At 70.6% G+C, this 17,256-nt stretch carries 17 protein-coding genes; all 17 read right to left on the bottom strand.

Annotated elements, in window-relative coordinates:
• Window positions 1-177: 177 nt before the first annotated feature.
• The 17 genes from KGD84_RS30315 to KGD84_RS30235 all read right to left on the bottom strand — a co-directional run bounded on the left by KGD84_RS30315 (window position 178) and on the right by KGD84_RS30235 (window position 17,234).
• Window positions 178-2,643, bottom strand: coding sequence for an AfsR/SARP family transcriptional regulator (locus tag KGD84_RS30315; RefSeq protein ID WP_220563722.1), 2,466 nt, complete (start codon window positions 2,641-2,643; stop codon window positions 178-180).
• Between the two features lie 44 nt (window positions 2,644-2,687).
• Window positions 2,688-3,107, bottom strand: a complete 420-nt coding sequence (locus KGD84_RS30310; protein WP_255646886.1) for a TadE/TadG family type IV pilus assembly protein — start codon at window positions 3,105-3,107, stop codon at window positions 2,688-2,690.
• Window positions 3,104-3,529 (bottom strand): TadE/TadG family type IV pilus assembly protein, encoded by a 426-nt coding sequence (locus KGD84_RS30305; RefSeq protein WP_255646884.1) that lies wholly within the window; start codon window positions 3,527-3,529, stop codon window positions 3,104-3,106. The genes KGD84_RS30310 and KGD84_RS30305 overlap by 4 nt, the downstream gene beginning before the upstream one ends.
• Window positions 3,529-3,894 (bottom strand): TadE/TadG family type IV pilus assembly protein, encoded by a 366-nt coding sequence (locus tag KGD84_RS30300; RefSeq protein WP_220563721.1) that lies wholly within the window; start codon window positions 3,892-3,894, stop codon window positions 3,529-3,531. Before KGD84_RS30300 ends, KGD84_RS30305 begins: the two co-directional genes overlap by 1 nt.
• 38 nt (window positions 3,895-3,932) lie before the next feature.
• Window positions 3,933-4,139 (bottom strand): hypothetical protein, encoded by a 207-nt coding sequence (locus tag KGD84_RS30295; RefSeq protein ID WP_220565939.1) that lies wholly within the window; start codon window positions 4,137-4,139, stop codon window positions 3,933-3,935.
• 12 nt (window positions 4,140-4,151) lie between these two features.
• Window positions 4,152-5,033 (bottom strand): hypothetical protein, encoded by an 882-nt coding sequence (locus KGD84_RS30290; RefSeq protein ID WP_255646883.1) that lies wholly within the window; start codon window positions 5,031-5,033, stop codon window positions 4,152-4,154.
• The gene (locus KGD84_RS30285) at window positions 5,030-5,908 is read right to left on the bottom strand and encodes a type II secretion system F family protein (protein WP_220563720.1); all 879 of its coding nucleotides are present in this window, start codon (window positions 5,906-5,908) and stop codon (window positions 5,030-5,032) included. The genes KGD84_RS30290 and KGD84_RS30285 overlap by 4 nt, the downstream gene beginning before the upstream one ends.
• On the bottom strand, window positions 5,908-7,206 hold the full coding sequence (locus KGD84_RS30280; RefSeq protein ID WP_220563719.1) for a TadA family conjugal transfer-associated ATPase: 1,299 nt from the start codon (window positions 7,204-7,206) through the stop codon (window positions 5,908-5,910). Before KGD84_RS30280 ends, KGD84_RS30285 begins: the two co-directional genes overlap by 1 nt.
• Entirely contained in the window at window positions 7,203-8,090 is an 888-nt protein-coding gene (locus KGD84_RS30275) for a CpaE/TadZ family protein (RefSeq protein ID WP_220563718.1), read from the bottom strand. The genes KGD84_RS30280 and KGD84_RS30275 overlap by 4 nt, the downstream gene beginning before the upstream one ends.
• On the bottom strand, window positions 8,087-8,698 hold the full coding sequence (locus tag KGD84_RS30270) for an SAF domain-containing protein (protein ID WP_220563717.1): 612 nt from the start codon (window positions 8,696-8,698) through the stop codon (window positions 8,087-8,089). The genes KGD84_RS30275 and KGD84_RS30270 overlap by 4 nt, the downstream gene beginning before the upstream one ends.
• Window positions 8,699-8,824: 126 nt before the next feature.
• Window positions 8,825-9,418 (bottom strand): hypothetical protein, encoded by a 594-nt coding sequence (locus tag KGD84_RS30265; RefSeq protein ID WP_220563716.1) that lies wholly within the window; start codon window positions 9,416-9,418, stop codon window positions 8,825-8,827.
• 209 nt (window positions 9,419-9,627) lie between these two features.
• Window positions 9,628-9,999 carry a hypothetical protein gene (locus tag KGD84_RS30260; RefSeq protein WP_220563715.1) on the bottom strand — a complete coding sequence of 124 codons (372 nt, stop codon included), beginning with the start codon at window positions 9,997-9,999 and terminating at the stop codon, window positions 9,628-9,630.
• Between the two features lie 379 nt (window positions 10,000-10,378).
• Entirely contained in the window at window positions 10,379-10,576 is a 198-nt protein-coding gene (locus tag KGD84_RS30255) for a hypothetical protein (protein WP_220563714.1), read from the bottom strand.
• A 704-nt stretch (window positions 10,577-11,280) separates the two neighbouring features.
• Window positions 11,281-12,348 carry a C40 family peptidase gene (locus tag KGD84_RS30250; protein ID WP_255646882.1) on the bottom strand — a complete coding sequence of 356 codons (1,068 nt, stop codon included), beginning with the start codon at window positions 12,346-12,348 and terminating at the stop codon, window positions 11,281-11,283.
• Window positions 12,345-13,175 (bottom strand): replication-relaxation family protein, encoded by an 831-nt coding sequence (locus KGD84_RS30245; protein ID WP_220563713.1) that lies wholly within the window; start codon window positions 13,173-13,175, stop codon window positions 12,345-12,347. The genes KGD84_RS30250 and KGD84_RS30245 overlap by 4 nt, the downstream gene beginning before the upstream one ends.
• A complete protein-coding gene (locus KGD84_RS30240) occupies window positions 13,168-15,501 on the bottom strand; it encodes a type IV secretory system conjugative DNA transfer family protein (RefSeq protein ID WP_220563712.1) in 2,334 nt (777 codons plus the stop codon). Before KGD84_RS30240 ends, KGD84_RS30245 begins: the two co-directional genes overlap by 8 nt.
• Window positions 15,501-17,234, bottom strand: coding sequence for a VirB4 family type IV secretion system protein (locus tag KGD84_RS30235; protein ID WP_260697170.1), 1,734 nt, complete (start codon window positions 17,232-17,234; stop codon window positions 15,501-15,503). Before KGD84_RS30235 ends, KGD84_RS30240 begins: the two co-directional genes overlap by 1 nt.
• Window positions 17,235-17,256 lie beyond the last annotated feature (22 nt).

Here is a 17,256-nt window from a genome sequence, read left to right as displayed (position 1 = left end):
CCCACCCAGGGCGGCTTTGACCTGCACTGATAACGCCAACAGGGTGGGCCGCTCTAATGGGCCAGGTCACGGGCGGAGTCACAGGCCCATGGTGGGGCCCAGTCACAAGCGGAGTCACAGGCGGAGTCACAGGCCCGCCCCGTTTTCGGGCGTGGGCGGGCCGCCTCGCAAGGTCCCTCAGCCGGTGAGGTCCCTGAAGAGATCCTGGGAGATCGCGTCAGGCCGGGCTCCGAAGTGGGACAGGATTTCCTTCATTTCTCGGAAGGAGCGGTGCACCATCTCTTTCCGTCCCATTTGCGAGTACTGGATCATCTTCTCCCGGTGGAGCACCTCGTTCATCGGGTCGACGTGCAGGGCAAGATCGATCAGAGAAACCTTTTCCTCTGCATCCTTGGTTCCCTTGATAAGCCTCGTGCAGGTGTCGGAGAACTCCATTTGCAGGCGGCGCCGGTATCTTCCCAGCCACTCCTCGTCGCTGTCCGAAAGGAGATCCGACTTGTAGAGCCCTATGGCCTCCTTGAGTGCCCGAGTGCTCGCGCCATCCTCTTCCTTGGAGGCTTCCTTGCGCAACTTCCAAAACCGATGCACATCGACGTCGAACAACCCGTCCTGAAGTCGGTAGAATCCGCCCTCCTTCTCAATGACAGGCGCTTCGCTACTCAAATCCAAGGCTTTGCGTACCGTGTTGCGCAGGCTGGTGACCGCGTTGGATCGGAGACGGCGAGCCCGCTCGACATCCGTATCCGGTGCCAGGCAACCAAGCAGCTCTTGGTCGGAGATCCCCTTCACCCCACCCTTCAACGCCAGCACCGCCAGCAGGGCGAGGCTGCTGGAGCGGAACCCCTGGACGGCTTGACCGTCCACCTCGCATACGAGATGGGGGGAGAGCAGCCGAACCTGTACACGTTCCGGCGAAGTCTGCTCTGCCTCCCCGCCAGGGTGTGCCGGGGCCGGTCCGTTCACAGCCTCCGCCGTGTCCCCCTTCGGGAGGTCGGTCTCGGCCGGTTCTTCACCGGAAGAGGTGCCCCGGGCGGAGAGCCGTGGCCGATCGGAGATCTCCCGGTGAATCGGTGCGGTCATCGACACCCGGTCCGGGCTCTGGAATTCCAGGACGACACCGGCCCCGGTTCCACCGAGCACGCACACGACCCCGCCGGAGGAACCGGCCGGCCGGGGGGACTCCCTGGCGGTGAAGTCCTGGTCGGTGCATACGACCAGCGGGGCTTGTCGGCCTTCAACCGCCTCTGTGGACCTCTCCCCGCTCAAGCCTTCTCGCGCCGTGTGCAACATGAGGATGTCGACCTCGATCAGCGCTTCGTGTGCGCTTTCGACCTTCTGGACCCCGGTTGGCACGGCATCCGGTCCGCCCAAAGCGGTTAGCGCCGACTCGGTCGCGATCACCGGGCCGGGGAGGTGATCGGTGACCATGGCCCGCAGCGCGGCCTCGGCGTGAAGTCCTGTCAAGCCGACCCCCTCATTGCCCCGGACACGTGTCTCCTCGGCCACCAGGACGAAGCCGTCCACGTCGACGACCCCCCGTGCGACCCCTTCCGGATCACGGCGCACCAGATCATCGTCGGGCTCAGGAGGGGGCGCGTCACCGGCGCTCGGAATGCTTCCTTCTCTCTCATCGGTGCCACTCGGCGAATGGCGATGCCGCAGTGCGCCCTTATGCCTTCCCGCCGCGTATCCCACGCCCAACCCCGCAGCTCCGGCGGCCGCACCGATCAGAACCGGATGGGCCGCGGCGGCCGTCTCCTCGGAGGCCACCACCTCCACCTGGACCGTCTCTCCCCGGTCCTCGGGCGAAGAGCGCTGCTCCTGCGTGTCGGCAGAGGGAGCAGAGACAGGATCGGGTGCCGGGCGCAGGGTGTAGGCGATCTCCACACGCCGGTACCTCTCGTAGGAGACACCTGCCTCCTCGGGCGGGCGGTCCTCGCCTGCTCCTTGAACCTCGAACCGCACGTCGTCCCTACCGGTGCGCTCTTTGAGGTGGTCGACCACCACCTGCGCCCGCCGTTCGGACAGGTCCTGGTTGTAGACCGGGTCGCCCGTGGGGTCGGTGTGGCCGGTCACGACCACCGGAGCATCCGGGTCGCCGAGCTCGGAGATCATCTCCACCGTGGCGGCCAACGACTCCCGCATCTGCGGGGTGAGCTCGGCCGAGTCGAACCCGAAGTGGCTGAGCGTCCGGACCCGGTGGATCCGCTCATCCCCCGCCTGTTCCCCGCCCCGGCCGGACATGGCCTCCTGCGGGCCTGCTTCCTCCTCACCCGCCACGAAGGTCGTGGTGTCCGCCCAAGAAGCCGTCGTCGTGGTGGCAGCGGTCGCACCCCCGGCGGAGAGCACCCACACCAGCCGGATCAGTCCCACGCGCGGGACCAGGCCGCGCAGCACGGCGACGACGTCCAGGACCACGATCACCAGGTGCGCGGCCCACACCGCCCACAGGGCCACGACCGCAGCGGTGATCACGGCCGCTGACGGAAGAGTTCCGCCGCGCAGGTACTGCATCAGCCATGTCCACGACATCTCCGTCCGCTGCGGGGGCCAGCCCAGAACGGACGCCAGCAGGGGAGGCCCTACCAGCATGAGCACGGTGGCCAGGGCTTCAGCGGCGATCGACCACGGGCTGCGCGACATGTCGTCCTTCCTGATTGTTCATGACGGGCTTTCGGGTGATCGGCTCACCCGTTACTGACGACGGTCGCGGTCGCTTCGGCCTCGATCTCCCAGGGGCCGAGGGGGAGGAGGACCGGGGTGTACGAGGTGCGGGCAAGGACCGTGACGCCGTCCTCGGTGACGGTGACCAGGCCTTCCGCGTCCACCGCCCGCAACTGCCGGGCCGCCGCCTTCCGGGCTCCGGCCTCGTCCAGTACGGGAGCGTTCCGGGCGAGCGTTTCGCCTTCGTCCAGCCGGTGGGTCGCGGCCCGTGCCGCCTCGCGCGCCGCTCCCATCAGTTCGGTTCTTACGGTGAGCATGTGCCCGGCCTCCCACACCAGGGCGAAGACGACCATGAGCACGGGAACGAGCAGCAGGAGGAACACCGAGGCGTGCCCGTCGTCCCGGCGGACCCATCGGCACCCGCGGGTTCGGGGGTCCTTCACGGCAGCGCCTCCCGGTGCGGGTCCACCGGCGAGACCGCCTCGGACCGGACCACTCGGCTTCCACCCCACCCGCCGAGGTCCACCACGGTCACGGTGCAGGACACCCGCACCCCCACCGAGCCCGCCGGTGCGAAATCCGACGTGTCCACTGCGGTCGAGAACGGCTCGCACACCACGCCCCGGTCCCGGAGTTCTCGGGCGGCAGCACGGCGTGCCCCCTCAGGGGCGGCTGCCGCACTGTTCTGCAATGACGCCGTCCGGGCCGCCGTGTAGGCGGCCTCCTGCACGATCAGTGATGCCGACACCTGCCGTCCCGCGATGACCATCAGCAGCAGCGCTGCCACCAGGACCGGTGCGAGCAACAGCAGTTCCACCGAGGCACTGCCCCGGTCGTCCGCCCGCTTCGACTCTGAGGAGGGCATCACGGCACCAGGCGTTCCACCGGGCCGGTGATCTCCGAGGACACCGGCACACCCACACCCGGGACCAGGCTCACGGCTCGCCCGCTGACCCGCACCTGCGCCGCCTCCGGCCGCCGTTCCACCTCCACCTCGGTGCCCTGGAGAATCCCGCCGCCCAGCTGCTCCTCGGCCCGGGCCGCCTGCTCCCGGGCCTGGTGCACCGTCCCGTCGAACGATCGGGCGGCGGCCAGCGCCTGCGCGGCGATGACCTGGGCGCGGTGCTGCGCATGGGCCCACAGCCCCACCTGCACCACCGCCAGGACCATCACGAAGACCAGGGGGAGGACGAACAGGGGCTCGGCGCTTCCGCGATCGTCCCCGCCCACCGGCCTCCACCGCTGTCCCAGTGGCCCCTGGACGGGCCTCACCGCGTCACGCCCAGGTCGATGGACTCCGCCGCCGTGGTGAACTCGGTGACGAGAATGCCTCCGACGACCGTGGCGATGGCGATTGCCACCATGATCGTGAGCAGCCACTCGGTGCTGGCCGACCCCCGGTCGTCGGCCACATGCTGCCTTGACGCGACCCACGTACGTATCCGCCGGTGGGCACGGCAGACCAGCTCTTCCATACCGACTCCTCCTCAGAATCCCGCCATCACGTGGGTGAGGGCGATGAAGCAGACCAGGACCAGGAACCCCGCCACCAGGCCCATGGTGGGCAGCGCCATGCGCTCGGTCGCCGCATGTGCGTCGGCCTCCGCCTCGGCCGCCTGCCGGATCCGCAGCGACGCCGCCTTGGCGGCCAGGGAATCCCGCGTACGCGCCCCGGAGCCGCCCAGCCGCAGCGAGGCCGCCAGCTCTTCCAGTTCCCGCACCCCGGCCTGGGCCCCCAGCCCGGCCAGGCCCTCCCACTGGGGCTGGTGGCGCATCTCGCTGGCCCGGACGGCCAGGCGTATCCGCTGCGGGTTCTTGCCCCGCGCGCGGTCGAGCGCCCCGTTCAGGGCCCCGACGGGGCCCAGCCCCGAGGCGAGGCCCATCGCCGTCAGATCGGCCAGGACCGCGGTGGCGGCCCGAAGCTCGGCGCGGCACTCGGCCGCCCGGCCACGGGCCGCCAGATCCGGACTGAGGAAGCACCCCGCCCCCACCAGGAGGGCGAGCCCCCAGCCCACCGGTGCGGACGGCATGACGAGAGGGCCGAAAACGGCGACCAGACCGCCGACCACGATCGCCGCCCCGATGGCCGTTGCCTTCTCCGCCCGGTAGTCCTCCACCGGAATGTCGGCCGCGGCCAGGGCCCGCCGCATCCCCGGCCCGGGAAGGCCGACACGGGCCAGCACCCGCCGCACCGGGGCACCGAACCGGTACGCCCATCCGGCGTCGGCGCTGGTGGCCTCCTGCGGCCTGTGGGCCGGAACCACAGGGCTGAGCCGTTCGACCAGGCTGAGACGTCGCGACCCGTAGGCCGCCATCCACAGACCGGCACCGACCAGGCCACCGGCCGCGGCGAGCAGACCCGCACTCATCGCCCACCCCCGTCGGCAGTCACCAGGGTGAACGGGCGCACAACGGCAGGAGGTGCCGCCAGGCGGGCCATCCACGCGAACGAGGCGGCCCAGATCGCACCGGTGAGAGCGAGCACCAGCTGCCCTATCGGCGTCCCCAGGGGTTCGAGGACCGCCGGTTGGAACACGGCCGTGCCCACGACCATGAGCAGGGTCGCCCCGGCGATGATCCGCACCGAGGACCGGACGCGCGCCCGGGAGGCCGACACCCGCGCCACGGTGACGGCCCGCTCCCGCGCCGTCTTCGCCAGCCGCGACAGCGCTCCGGCCACATCGCCGCCGTACTGCGAAGCGCCCATGGCCAGGGTGATCGACACCAGGTCGGCCAGATCGCAGTCCACCTCGTGGGCGAACTCCGCGGCCGCCCGCTCCACCGGCTGCCCGGAACGCAGCCGAGCCTCGAAGGCCCGCACCTGCTTTCCGATGACCGCCGGAGCCGCCGGAACCGTCGCGGCCACGGCCTGGTGCAGACCGGCCGCCCCGGTCAGCATGTCCCGGAGCTGCTCGGCCCAGGTCGCCAGGGCTTCAGCCAGGTCGGCCTGCCGCCGGGCTTCGGTGTCCGCCCCGAGCAGGGACGGCAACCACCAGCCGGCCGCCGCCGCGAGCACGGCCCCCACCGGCCACCCGGTCACCAGCCCGATCACCACCCCGGCGGCCGCCGCCGCGGCCACGCGCACGCACAGCTCCCGTGAGATCCCGACCGAAGGGAGAAGCCGCCGAACAGGTGTCGAGGAACCCCCGGTGACCAGGCCGCGCACCGCGCAGAGGACACCCGCCCCGATCAGACCGCCGCCAACGGCGAGAACACCGGTCTCCCAGTCCCACCAGAGCGGCATCACACCCACCCCCGCACCGCGTACCCGGCCCGCATCAGCCGTCGCGCCACCTCACCGCTGGGCGGGCAGACCACCTCTCCGGTCGCCTGGTCGGCGTCGCGCAGGTACAGCTCGTCGGAGATCACCTGCTCGCCCTCCACCCCGACGACCTGGCGGATGCTCGCGACCACACGGTCCCCCGACGGCGCAGTGTCCAGGTGCACCACCAGGTGGAGGGCGGACGCAACCAGGGCGGCGGTCGCCGAGGGGTTCAACCGCTCGGCGGACTGGGCGCAGTAGGCCGCCAGCTTCGTGAACACCTGGCGGGACCCGGAGGCGTGGATGGTCGACATCGAGCCGTCGGTGCCCATGGACATGGCGTTGAGCAGGGCCAGGGTCTCCGGCCCCCGCGTCTCCCCGACGATCACCCGGTCCGGGCACATCCGCAGCGCGGCGCGCACCAGCTCGGCGAGGCTGACCTCGCCGACCCCCTCGATGTTGGCGGGCCGCCCCTGGAGGGCCATGACGTTCGCGTTCGTGCCCAGCCGGTGCAGCCCCAGTTCCAGGGAGTCCTCGATGGTGATGATGCGCTGGGCGTCGACCGTGCCGAGCAGGGCGCGCAGGAGCGTGGTCTTGCCCGCGTTGGTGGCTCCGCTGATGAGGATGTTCAACCGGGCCCGTACGGCGGCGACGAGCAGGTCGCGGGCGGCCTGGTCGACGGTCCCGGCCCTGGCCAGGTCCCCCAGCCGCAGAAAGCCGTCGCGGTGCAGGCGGATCGTCACCGAGGGACGGGTGGCGATCCCCGGCATGATCGCCGACAGGCGCTCCCCTCCGGGCAGCTCCATCGACAGGATCGGGGCGGACAGGTCGAAGCGGCGTTCCCCGCCCAGAGCCCGGGCGGCCGCACGGCGCACCAGCGCGACCAGGTCGTCGTCGGTCTCGACCACCGGAGGCCGCTCCTCACGGCGTCCTGCGCCGAAGTCGACGATCACCGGTTCGCTGCCGGTGATGTGGATGTTCTCCACCCCCGGTTCGGTGAGCAGCTCCTCCACCGCACCCAAGCCCAGGACGTGGTCGGTGATGAGCTTGCGCAGGCGGCCCTCCTGCTCGGGGGACCAGCCGCCGCCCCGGGTCACCGCCTTTTGCGCCTCGTCCTCCAGGACCTCGTCCACCAGGCGCGCGACCGTGTCGGGGGTCTCGCCCAGTTCGGGGAACGCCGAGAGCCGTTCGGTGATCTGCGCGGCCAACACGAGCGCGTGCGCGCGGAGCTCATCGGACCGGGAGGACGCGGGCACCAGGTGGGGAACGGTCGCCGTCATGCCGCACCCGCCTTCGCCAGCTCCGGCCCCAGGGTGTCCAGACCGACCCCGGAGAAGTCGTCGCACAGCTCGGCCAGGCCCTTGGCCGCCTTGATCAGTGGCATCCACTCCAAGCCGTCGGGATCGCGCCGGTGTGCGGACCAGGCCGCCCACCGGTCCCGCCACCGGACGGGCGGGCGGTGTTCCCCGCGTACCAGGGCGGCTCCCACCGGGTCATGGGGGATCCGCGCCCACACCGGCAGGTCGGCGGAGAACCGCGACACCTCGGCGTCGGGGTGCGGGCAGTTCCCGGTCACCACCAGGCCCACCCGGGTGCCGTCCTCGCGGAGCGAGGCCAGGACCGGGGCGCAGGACCGCAGGCGGGCCGCCTGCCCAATGTCGCCGGGAGCGGTCACCACCAGGACGAGATCGGCGTGACGCAGCAGGGCGGCTCCGGCAGACCCCGGTACGGCCCGGCCCACATCCACCACCGTGGCCCGCCCCGAGGCGAGCAGCGCCGGGTTCTGCGCCAGCACGGCCACCGCGTGCCCCGCCTCCAACGGGTCACCCGGGGCCGCCACGACCCGCAGGCCCCCGGGAACCTCCACCGCGAACCGGGCCGGCGCAGGGTTCGCCTGCTCCTCGCCGGAGAAGACATCGAGCGGACCCTGCACCGTTTCCTCCCGTGGGACGAGTGCCGGAGTGCGGGAAGCCGCGGCCAGCGCGACCAGGCCCGTCCGCGGCGCGCCCTCCAGACCGTGCCAGGCAGCGATGTCGCCCCCGGAGGCGTCCGCCTCCACGATCACCGGCACGGTCACCGGGCTCGCGGGCCAGCACGCGGCCAGAGCCACGGCCAGGCTCGTCACTCCCGGGGCTCCGCTGAGAGAGCAGACAGCGACGATCATTCGGCTTCCTCCTCGCCGGTCAGGGCGTCCTGTCGATTCACCAGGACCACATGGGCCGCTTCACCGGCCAGGGACCGGGACAGGGCTGCGGCTTGATCCCTCGGCACCAGCACCTCCACCACGTGCCCGCCGGTACCGAATCCGTCGTCGTGCGAGGCGACGTGGTGCACCAGCCCGGTGATGACTTGGGCTCCCGAATCATCGCTGTGCACGGACGGGATCACGTCGACGGTCGTGCCTGCGGTCAGACCGCGCGGCACCGTGGCCACGGGAACGGCCACGAGGGAACTCCCGGGCTCGGGCCAGGCGGCCTCCTCAGCGAGGGCCCCTTCGACCAGCGGCGTCCCGGCGGAGACCGGCTGCGCCAGCACCATGCCGGTGACATCCTCGGTGGACAGCAGGTGCAGGCCCTCGGCGGGAACGGTCTCCACCGTGGTCACGTCCTGGGCGGTGAGCACATGGCCCGCGGGCAGGTCGGCCCCCGCCACGGCGACCTGGACGGTGTCCTCACCAGCCCACCCGGCCCAGGCTCCCAACCCGATCCCGGAGGCGACCATGAGCACCGCCGCCGCTCCCCACTTCCACCGACGGCGGGATGTGGCGGCCAACCGCACGGACTCCCACTCCTGTTGGCCTCCTTCGGAGTATTTCCGATTTTCCCGGTCTTTTTGCTTAGGATTAGCGAGCGCGACCATCGCGCATCCTCCCTCTCGTTCTTCGTCGTATCCGCTGGATCAGCGGCTGTCGGTGACCACCGAGTGCAGTTCCGCCACCGACACCGGAACCGAGGAGGCGGTGACCAGATCGGCTAGCTCCCCGCTCTGCCCGTCCGAGGCCGACCAGGACACCGTCCACTCCCACGACGCCACCAGGTCGACCGGAACCCCTGGGCCGGTCGGCGGAACGGACGTGTAGGTGTACGAGCAGTCCGAAGCTCCGTTCCGCCGGTGCGCGGAAACGGAGAAGGGGGTGCCGGGGCCCGGACACACCACCTCGCCCCCGTCACCGGTCGCCCACACCACACGGTGCGGGGCGGCCACCACGGTCACGGCCCCGGTGCTCACCGACGCCGACACCGACACCGGCTCCCAGTCGGCGGCGTCGATCCACAACCAGGACGGCAGGTTCACGAACCGGGGCTTGCCGGGGGCCGGAGCGGTGCCGATGTCCGGAACCGGTGGGGCGAGCCTTGCCCGCGCCTGCTCCGCCAGAACCCGCGGCTCGAAGACCGGTGCCGTGTGGGTGGACGCGGACCGCTCGCACTCGGCCGTGCCGCCAGCGGGAGCGAGGGCGTTGCCGTCAGAGCCGGAGAACTCGACATCAGGCATGACACAGGGCGGCGGAGCAGTCGTCGTGGCCGCACCCCGTGGAGTGCTCCCACCGGGGTTGCTCGGAGGCTCCCCGGGGGCTCGGGCGATCACGTCGCAGCCCGAAGCGGAGCAGGAGGTGTGGTGGGAGAAGTTTCCTCCCTCGGCCCATGCCGGCGGGCACAGCAGGAGAAGGGCCGCGATCGTCGGTGCGGCACCGATGCCTGTCCTCAGCATCCGTCGATCTCACCGAGCCACAGCTCGCCGACCTTCCACTCACCCTCCTGCTCGGTGACCGTCGCGACGAACAGCCGTGTGCTCCGCTCCCCGGCGGACGTGGACTCGTAGCCCTCCATGACCCAGTCGGTCTCGTCCACACAGTCCTCAACGACCACCCGGGGCGGGTCTTGTCGAAGGTCGACCTCCGCCGCCTGCGGCGTCAGTACGGGCTCGCCCGTGGCGACGGAATCGTGGCCCGCCAGCATGTCCCTGGTCAGCTGCAGGGCCTGGCCGTCGGCGAACCGCTCCAGGTCGGGGTGATCGTCGGCCCCTTCCAGGGAGGCGTCGACCAGGGCCCGCATCATGCCGAGGTAGGCGTCCACGGCACGCTCCTCCTCGGGCCGCTGGGAAGGGGAAGGCAGAGCACTGGGAAGGGTGCGTGGGACTTCGGCCGACGAGGTGTCCCCGCCGGGTGCGGAACACCCGGTGCCCAGCACCGCCATCAGGGCGAACACACTCACTCCAGACCTGCTGCGCACACTCCACCACCGATTCCGTTCTCAGGACCGACTCCGCACCGCTCTTTCGAAGAGTGACAGTAGCCACACTCAATGTGACCGACAATCGGTTTGTGGATACTCAGAGTGACGAAAATTGTGGAGAATAACACGCCTGGTAGATGTCGCACGCTCTACCTGCGAAAACGCCGAAAACACGAAGGAGGGGCACCGCTCGGCGGTGTCCCTCCTCGGTCGGGATTGCTCACGCGAACGCCGGTTGCCCGACTCCCCACAGGCGTATGAGGTCCGCCAACTCCCGCCACTCGTCATCGGCCGGGGGTTCCGGTGCGAGGCCGCCCGGTGCATCGACGAGGAGGTCCCCCGTGTGGCTCTGCTGCTGTTTCCGCTGTTCGTGCGCGACGAGGTAGGGGCGAACCGCGGCCATACCGTCGTCGTCCACGCACCCCCCGGTGGAGAACGGTTCCTGCGTCGGGGGCGTGGGGCGCGCCGACTCGCGCTCACGGAATTCAGCCCTGCTGCCCTGGCGGGTTTCCGCAGAGAGCAGGCCTTGTCGCGGGGTGTCCGTGCGGCGGAAGGTGCGATACTCCGGCGGCCGCACGGGAGAAGCAGAAGCCGCCCTCCCTGCTGCGGGTCCGGGGGTGGGGGCAGGGGTCTTCCAGAAGGCGCTCCACGTTGCCTCGATCAGGTGTCGGAGGTGTGAAAGCGGCCGCTGTCGCCTGCGGTGCCTGCCCGTACGATGGGTCATGGTTCTCTCTCCTGCTGTCTCAGGTGGGAGGCCGTGCCTCGGGCGGCGTTGGAGCGCCGCCCGAGGCGGTTTCTCTTCCGGGTGTTCGGATGCCAGGCGCACACGGGTGTCATTGGCCCCGGATGTGGAAGTCCGGGGCTGCGCTTCCCTTGGGTGCTCCTTCGTCTCCCGGTGTCGAACTGGTCGTTATCGGGCGTTGGTGGAGGTTTCGTGGTCCAGCGGGCGGACCTCCCCGTTTCCCGTTCGCGCGCGGTGGCGCGGCCGGGCCGACTGCGATGGTGCACCATTCTCGCGAGAAGGATCAATGCGGAATTTGGGAAATTTCCCAAAAGGGAAATCACGTGCTTTCAGGCTTCATATGTGGCCTGTTTCGTTTTTCGCCTGAAAGCGGTTCGCGGTCACCCCGGGCGCACAGCGGCGACGAACACGCTGCTGTAGTACGGGCCGTCGACCGGCTCGACACGGATCACCTGTCCGCTTCTCGGGGAGTTCACCATCTGACCGCCGCCGACGTACATGGTCACGTGCGACGGAGAACCCCCGGGCGCTCCGGTGTCGTAGAACAGCAGATCGCCAGGCCGCAGCTCACCGAGCCCCACCCGCGTCCCGGCGTTCACCTGGTCTGTCGTCACTCGGGGGATTGCCACCCCGGCCGCCTCCCACGCCCGCATGACCAGGCCCGAGCAGTCGAACGCCCCCGGCCCGGTCCCGCCCCACAGGTAGGGCTTGCCGACCTGCTGTAGCGCCCACGCCGCCGCCACGGCGCCCGATTCTCCGCTGCCCCCTGCTGCTCCGACGGGAACCTCGGTGGGGACACTGGCGGCCAACGCCGTGAAGCGTTCGATGTGCTCCCGCACATCGCTCACGTAGGAGCCGCTCCGGTTGTAGCGCAGCAGCGCGGCTTCGAGGTCGTCGGCATCGGTGAAGTCGACCCCTCCGGCCTCCGGGTTGCTCACGCACAGGTAGACCGCAGCGCTCCAGGCGGCGTCGAAGACGTTGTGCGGGTCCGCGATACCGTCCCCGGACGCGTCCAGCCCGTGCGAGGCCCAGGTGGCGGGCAGAAACTGCATCGGCCCCACCGCCCGCTCGAACTCGGTCTCCCCGTCCCACCGGCCGCCGTCCGAGTCGGCATGCCGGGTGGTGTTGCCCCCGACCCCGGAGCCGTCCAACAGCGGCCCGGTGAAGGGCGGCGAGACCTCGCCGTCCGGGGATATCTGCCGGTCGGCCACGTGCCCGGACTCGACCTCACCGATCCCCGCGAGGACCGGCCAGGACATCCCGCGACAACCGCTGTACTCCTCTTCGAGTCGTAGGGCGGCCCGGACGTACGCGGTCAGAACGATCGGCGGAATGCCGTCCACCTCCAGCGGAACCCTGCTGCTCTGACCGCTTCCGACGACTGCACTGATGAACACCGCGGGGAACAGGAAGAACCCGCCGAGAGCGCCGGCGACCAGCCGGATCACTCGGCCTCCCCCAGCTTGGGCATGAGGTCGACGAGCCGCACCCGGTCCGCAGCGCTCGGCGCCCGCCACACGCGCTGGTCCGGTCCGGGCGAGGCCACCCTGGCGTGCGTGGTGACATAGGCGTTCGCCTCCTCGGAAACGACGTCCACCAGCTTTTTCACGAGATTGGTCTCCCGCTGCCCTGAGTGGACGATGAAGAGCACGAGCGAGGGCCGCTCGGTGTAGTGGGACAGTGCCTGGTAACCCCGCATCTTGCGGCAGACCGTGGCCAGAGACTCGCTTCCGGTGTCGTACTCGACGAAGGCCCGCAGGTTCAGGCCGTTCTGCCGCCACCGCACGTACGCGTCCGGGCGGATGTACTGACCCCACCGACGTGCGCACTCCGCCTCACCGAACCACCGAGCCAGCTCACCGGGCCCCGACCTGGCCGCTTCCGAGAAACGCACGAAGCACTCCGCCAGCCCCTGCACATGATGAATCTGCGGGGAGTACATGAGCCGCACCGCCTGGTCGGGGAAGACCGCCCGAGCCGCGGTGTCGGTGCCCTGGTGGTAGGAGACCAGCTCGGCGCCCAGGGGTGTCAGCACCCAGTAGTCGGGAAGTTTGCCCTTGGGCGTGTACCGCCGGAACCGGTCCAGGACCCCGTACCGGTGCAGGATCAGCAGCCGTCGCCGCGCTCGGCGCGGGTGCGTGTCGTGAAAGCACACCCGGGCGATCTGGTGGGTGTCCAGGGTCTGGTGCTCATAGACACCGCACAGGACAGCGAGGTCCCGAGGGGTGATCCGGGTGGTCAGGGAGGCGACGGTGTAGTTGGCGGGTTCAGTCATCTGCGTTCCCCTTACGATCGGAACCTGCCGCCGCCCCCGGGCCGTGCCGCCGCGCCACCGTTCGCACCTTCGTGGCCCGGCCCTTGACACCAGGGGGGAGAGGCCGGGTCAGGACCGTCAGCGCCCCCTGTTCCTTGGCCCCCACCAACGGGCGCACGACGGCCTGGTAGGCGCCCAGATGGGTCAGGTCGTAGGCCCCCAGTACGGGCAGCGTGTGCTGCTGGAGACTGGCGGCGTCGTCGGGAGAGGCGGAGAAGTAGATCTTCGTGCGCGCGTTCGCGGACAGCGCCTTGCGCAGATCGCCGGGGAGCTGGCCGAGCTCCTGGTGGGCGAGGGTGAGGCCGAGCCGGTAGCCGCGGGCCTCGGCGAGCATGTCCTCCAGACTGCCGGGCAGGTTGAGGAAGTTCTGCGCCTCGTCGATGTAGGCGGACAGGTCCTTGCGCCGGTGCTCCGGAGTGCGGATGCGAGCGGTCACCGCCTGCCAGGTCGCGGCCAGCGCGAACGACCCGATGAGGCTTGAGGTGTCCTCTCCCAGTCGCCCCTTCGGCAGCCGGAGCAGCACCAGGTGGCCGCTGTCGAACAGCGTGGGGAGGTGGACGGTGGACGCCCCCGAGGCCACCACCTGGCGCACCCACTTGCGCAGCAGGGCACTGCGGAGCTTGTTCAGGATCGGCCCGGTGACCGAGCTGCGCGCGGACACCGTCAGCCCCGCGTACCAGCCCCAGAAGTCCTCCAGAGCCGGGTCCCGTCCCGTGTTCTCGGTGACCTTGGCCAGGACCTGGGCGCGGATCCCGTCGTCGGCGAGCAGGCGCGGAATGTCCCCCAGGGTCAGATTCGGGTCACCGGCCCGGGTCAGAGTGAGGGTGGTCGCGCGCAGGATGTCGTCGGTCCTGGGCCCCCAGTACTGGTCATAGATGCGGCGGAAGATCCCCACCACGGTGTCGGACACGAAATCCGGATCTCCGCCTTCCAGGAAGTTGAGCCGGGGCGGAGGGCTGCTGTCGTCGGGATCGAACAGCACCACCTTGCCGACGGCGCTTTCGGGCAGACGGGCCAGGACGTCGGTGATCAGGTCGCCGCGCGGGTCGATGACCAGGGCGGCCCGACCCGCCACGGCGTCCTGGAGCACCAGGCGCGCCAGCAGCGTCGACTTCCCCGAGCCCGTTTTGCCGAGGATGTGGGTGTGCTGGCGTCCTTCGGCCACGCCCACCGCGACCGGGCGGTCGGGCACGACATCGCTGTCCCCGATCACCTTGGTGCCCTCGCCCCCGCGGGGCACCGCCGGGGTCGGTGCGGCCGGACGGGCCCCGGCGCGGACCAACCCGGGAACGGATATGTCGGTGGGCAGGTGCGCGATGGCGGCCAGCTCGGCGGTGGACAGCAGGAGCCCGTGGCCGAGGAAGCGGTGCACCGCCCACCAGGCGGTGCGGAACATGTACCCGCGATCCAGGTGGTTGCTGCCGGAGGTGAAGGCCGCGAACGCCGATCCCACCCCGTGCGCCAGTCCTCGCAGACGCTCCTTCGCCTCTTCTCCGGCATGGGTGGTGGTGAGGATGTAGGTGATCCCGCAGGCCAGGCGTGAGCTGGAGGCCTTGTTGAGGATCGCGCGCACATCGTCGCCGGTCCCCGGCAGCAGGGGCGGACGGGAGCGATGCCCGGTCAGGGTGGGGTCCAGGGCGTCGATGAGCTGTGCCGCTGCCGCAGTGTGTCCGTGCAGGCGGGCTGCCGCCTGGCGGGCCCGAGCCGCACGCAGGCCCGTGACCGGCCGGGCGGTGATGCGCACCATCGCGTGTTCGCCTTCGGCCAGGTCCCCCATCGCGCCCAGGAGCGGGCGGTAGGGGTCGGCGTCGAAGCGTGTGCGCAGCGGGAACACCTCCGCCCGCCCCAGCCGGAGACGACCACCCGTGCTGTACGCCCCGAGCAGCAGAGAGGACGAGCCGGGGGCCGCCTGCCGGGTGGAGGTGGTGGCACCGGGCCAGGCTGAGGTGACGGCGCGTTCGACCGTTCCCGGCGGTACCGTCCCGGGGACCCACAGCTGGAAGCGGACTCCGGCGGTGGAGGCCAGGATCTCCAGGGCGATGTGGGGCTGGAGCAGCCATCGGGACCAACCGGGTTTGAGCAGGCCCATCACGTGCTGCCAGAACGCGATCGCGTCCTCCATGGTGGCCTCGGGCGGAGGAAGGATCTCCACCGTCCGTGCCTGCCGGGACAGGTGGTGATGACGGGCCAGCCGCACCCCGAGTACGACCGCGCACACCAGCGCACCGATCAACGGGATCATGCCGAGGACGAGAAAGAACCCGCCGTTGAGCAGGAACGACACCATCAACCGTCCACCTCCTGCCCGCCGGTGGCCTTCGCTTCGGAATCCGGCGGTTCCGGGACACCGCCGTACGGGTCCTCTTCTTCTGCGCGCAGGGCGGCCAGCTCGGCGGGGTCGGAGGTGATCAGCCGGTGCTCGGCCGGTGAGGCCACCGGGTGGAAACCGACGCGCTGGTGGCCGGCGACCAGCAGCGCGCTGCCTCGCGGCGCGGTACCGACCAGGTGGGACTCCCCGTCGGAGAGCTGGAACGCCTCCCGGGCCATGTCGAGGTTCTGCGGAGCCTGTTTCAACAGGATCTGCGTGGCCGCGTTGGCGATCACGACCTTCCCCAGCGCACTGCCGAGCACGTCGCCGACGTCCTGGGTGATGACGGTCAGCCCGACCCAGTGTTTGCGGCCCGCTTTGGCCAGGCGCGCCAGGTAGCGGGCTGCTGCGGGGTCTTGGAGCAGCAGCCAGGCCTCGTCCACCACGACCATGCGAGGCCGGGCCTCGGCGCGCGTGGTGACATGCCGCCAGATGGCGTCCAGAGCCACCAGGACCCCGACCGGGCGCATCTCGTCGGGCAGGTCCCGCAGCGAGACCACGGTTAGGTGCCCGCCGACGGTGCTGTCGGAAGGGCCGTTGAACAGGTCGGCGTGGGAGCCCTGGGTGAAAGGCTCCAGCCGTCCGACCAGGTCCTGAGCCGCGCGGGCGAAGCCCTCCTCGGTGTCCGGTGCGGTGGCCAGCTCTTCCAGCACCGCGGCCAGGTCCCCGAGCACGGGCGCGGCCCGGTTCCAGGTGGCCGGGTCACGGGTGATTCCGGCCTGGGCGTAGGTGGTGACGATGGCCCGGTCCAGGACCGTCCTGTCGGTCGTTGAGAGGTCGCCGACCATCGCGCCGATGAGCGTGTGCAGGAACAGCGCCCGGGTGGTGAACCCCTGCTCATCCTCTGTCGCCGGAGGGAGGGAGAAGGGGTTCAGCCCCGGCTGTCCGGGGGAACCGAGCCGCAGCACGGTGCCGCCCACGGCGTCGGCCAGCCGCGTGTACTCGCCTTCGGGGTCGATGACGGTGACCTCCACCCCCACCATCAACGACCGCACCACCTCCAGCTTCGCCAGGTAGGACTTGCCCGCCCCGCTGCGGGCGAGGATCACCGAGTTGTGGTTGTCCAAGTCGCCGTAGAACCGGTCCCAGGCCACCAGGCCGGAGGAGTGTGTGTTGATGCCGTAGACCACCGTCGTCTCGCCCAGGTCCGCGACCAGCTCGGGGGAGGAGAACGGCAGCATGCTGGCGACGGCGTCGGTGTCCATCGACCGGGCCGTCCCCACCGCGTCGGTGCCCAGCGGCAGTGTGGAGATCCACCCCTCCACGGCCCGGAACATGGCGGGGGTGACGTCCATGAGCAGGGAGGAGCACAGGGCCCGCACCTGCTGAACGTGCCCGTCCAGCATCTCCAGGGTGGGGGCGTGCACCGTGATGTACACCCCCACTCGGAACAACCTGCCTTGGCCGGTGGCGATGCGGTCGGCGATCTCGGCGGCGTCCATTGCCGCCGTCACCTGGTGCGGGTCCTCCACCCGCCCCTGTGCGGTGCTGGTGCGGTGTGCCGACTCCAGCCTCGCCCGGCGCCTGCGCAACTGCTGGGCGGCGGTCGGCGCCGGTACCGGGTCCAGGTGGAAGGAGATGTCGAGCTGGCCGGGATAGGAGAACAGCGGCTCGGCCCACCCGGCGCTCACGTCGCGCGGATAACCGATCACCAACAGGGTCTGACACACTCCG

Source organism: Nocardiopsis changdeensis (genome assembly GCF_018316655.1).
Classification (GTDB): Bacteria; Actinomycetota; Actinomycetes; order Streptosporangiales; family Streptosporangiaceae; genus Nocardiopsis; species Nocardiopsis changdeensis.
Note: the sequence above shows the minus strand (reverse complement) of the source record. Positions and strands in the feature narration are given on the sequence as shown.

Excerpts from the sequence above, each read along its gene's own strand:
- KGD84_RS30315 (WP_220563722.1), bottom strand. The coding sequence starts at position 2,643 with ATGTCGCGCAGCCCGTGGTCGATCGCCGCTGAAGCCCTGGCCACCGTG.
- KGD84_RS30305 (WP_255646884.1), bottom strand. The coding sequence starts at position 3,529 with ATGCCCTCCTCAGAGTCGAAGCGGGCGGACGACCGGGGCAGTGCCTCG.
- KGD84_RS30295 (WP_220565939.1), bottom strand. The coding sequence starts at position 4,139 with ATGGAAGAGCTGGTCTGCCGTGCCCACCGGCGGATACGTACGTGGGTC.
- KGD84_RS30290 (WP_255646883.1), bottom strand. The coding sequence starts at position 5,033 with ATGAGTGCGGGTCTGCTCGCCGCGGCCGGTGGCCTGGTCGGTGCCGGT.
- KGD84_RS30285 (WP_220563720.1), bottom strand. The coding sequence starts at position 5,908 with ATGCCGCTCTGGTGGGACTGGGAGACCGGTGTTCTCGCCGTTGGCGGC.
- KGD84_RS30280 (WP_220563719.1), bottom strand. The coding sequence starts at position 7,206 with ATGACGGCGACCGTTCCCCACCTGGTGCCCGCGTCCTCCCGGTCCGAT.
- KGD84_RS30275 (WP_220563718.1), bottom strand. The coding sequence starts at position 8,090 with ATGATCGTCGCTGTCTGCTCTCTCAGCGGAGCCCCGGGAGTGACGAGC.
- KGD84_RS30265 (WP_220563716.1), bottom strand. The coding sequence starts at position 9,418 with ATGCCTGATGTCGAGTTCTCCGGCTCTGACGGCAACGCCCTCGCTCCC.
- KGD84_RS30245 (WP_220563713.1), bottom strand. The coding sequence starts at position 13,175 with ATGACTGAACCCGCCAACTACACCGTCGCCTCCCTGACCACCCGGATC.
- KGD84_RS30240 (WP_220563712.1), bottom strand. The coding sequence starts at position 15,501 with ATGGTGTCGTTCCTGCTCAACGGCGGGTTCTTTCTCGTCCTCGGCATG.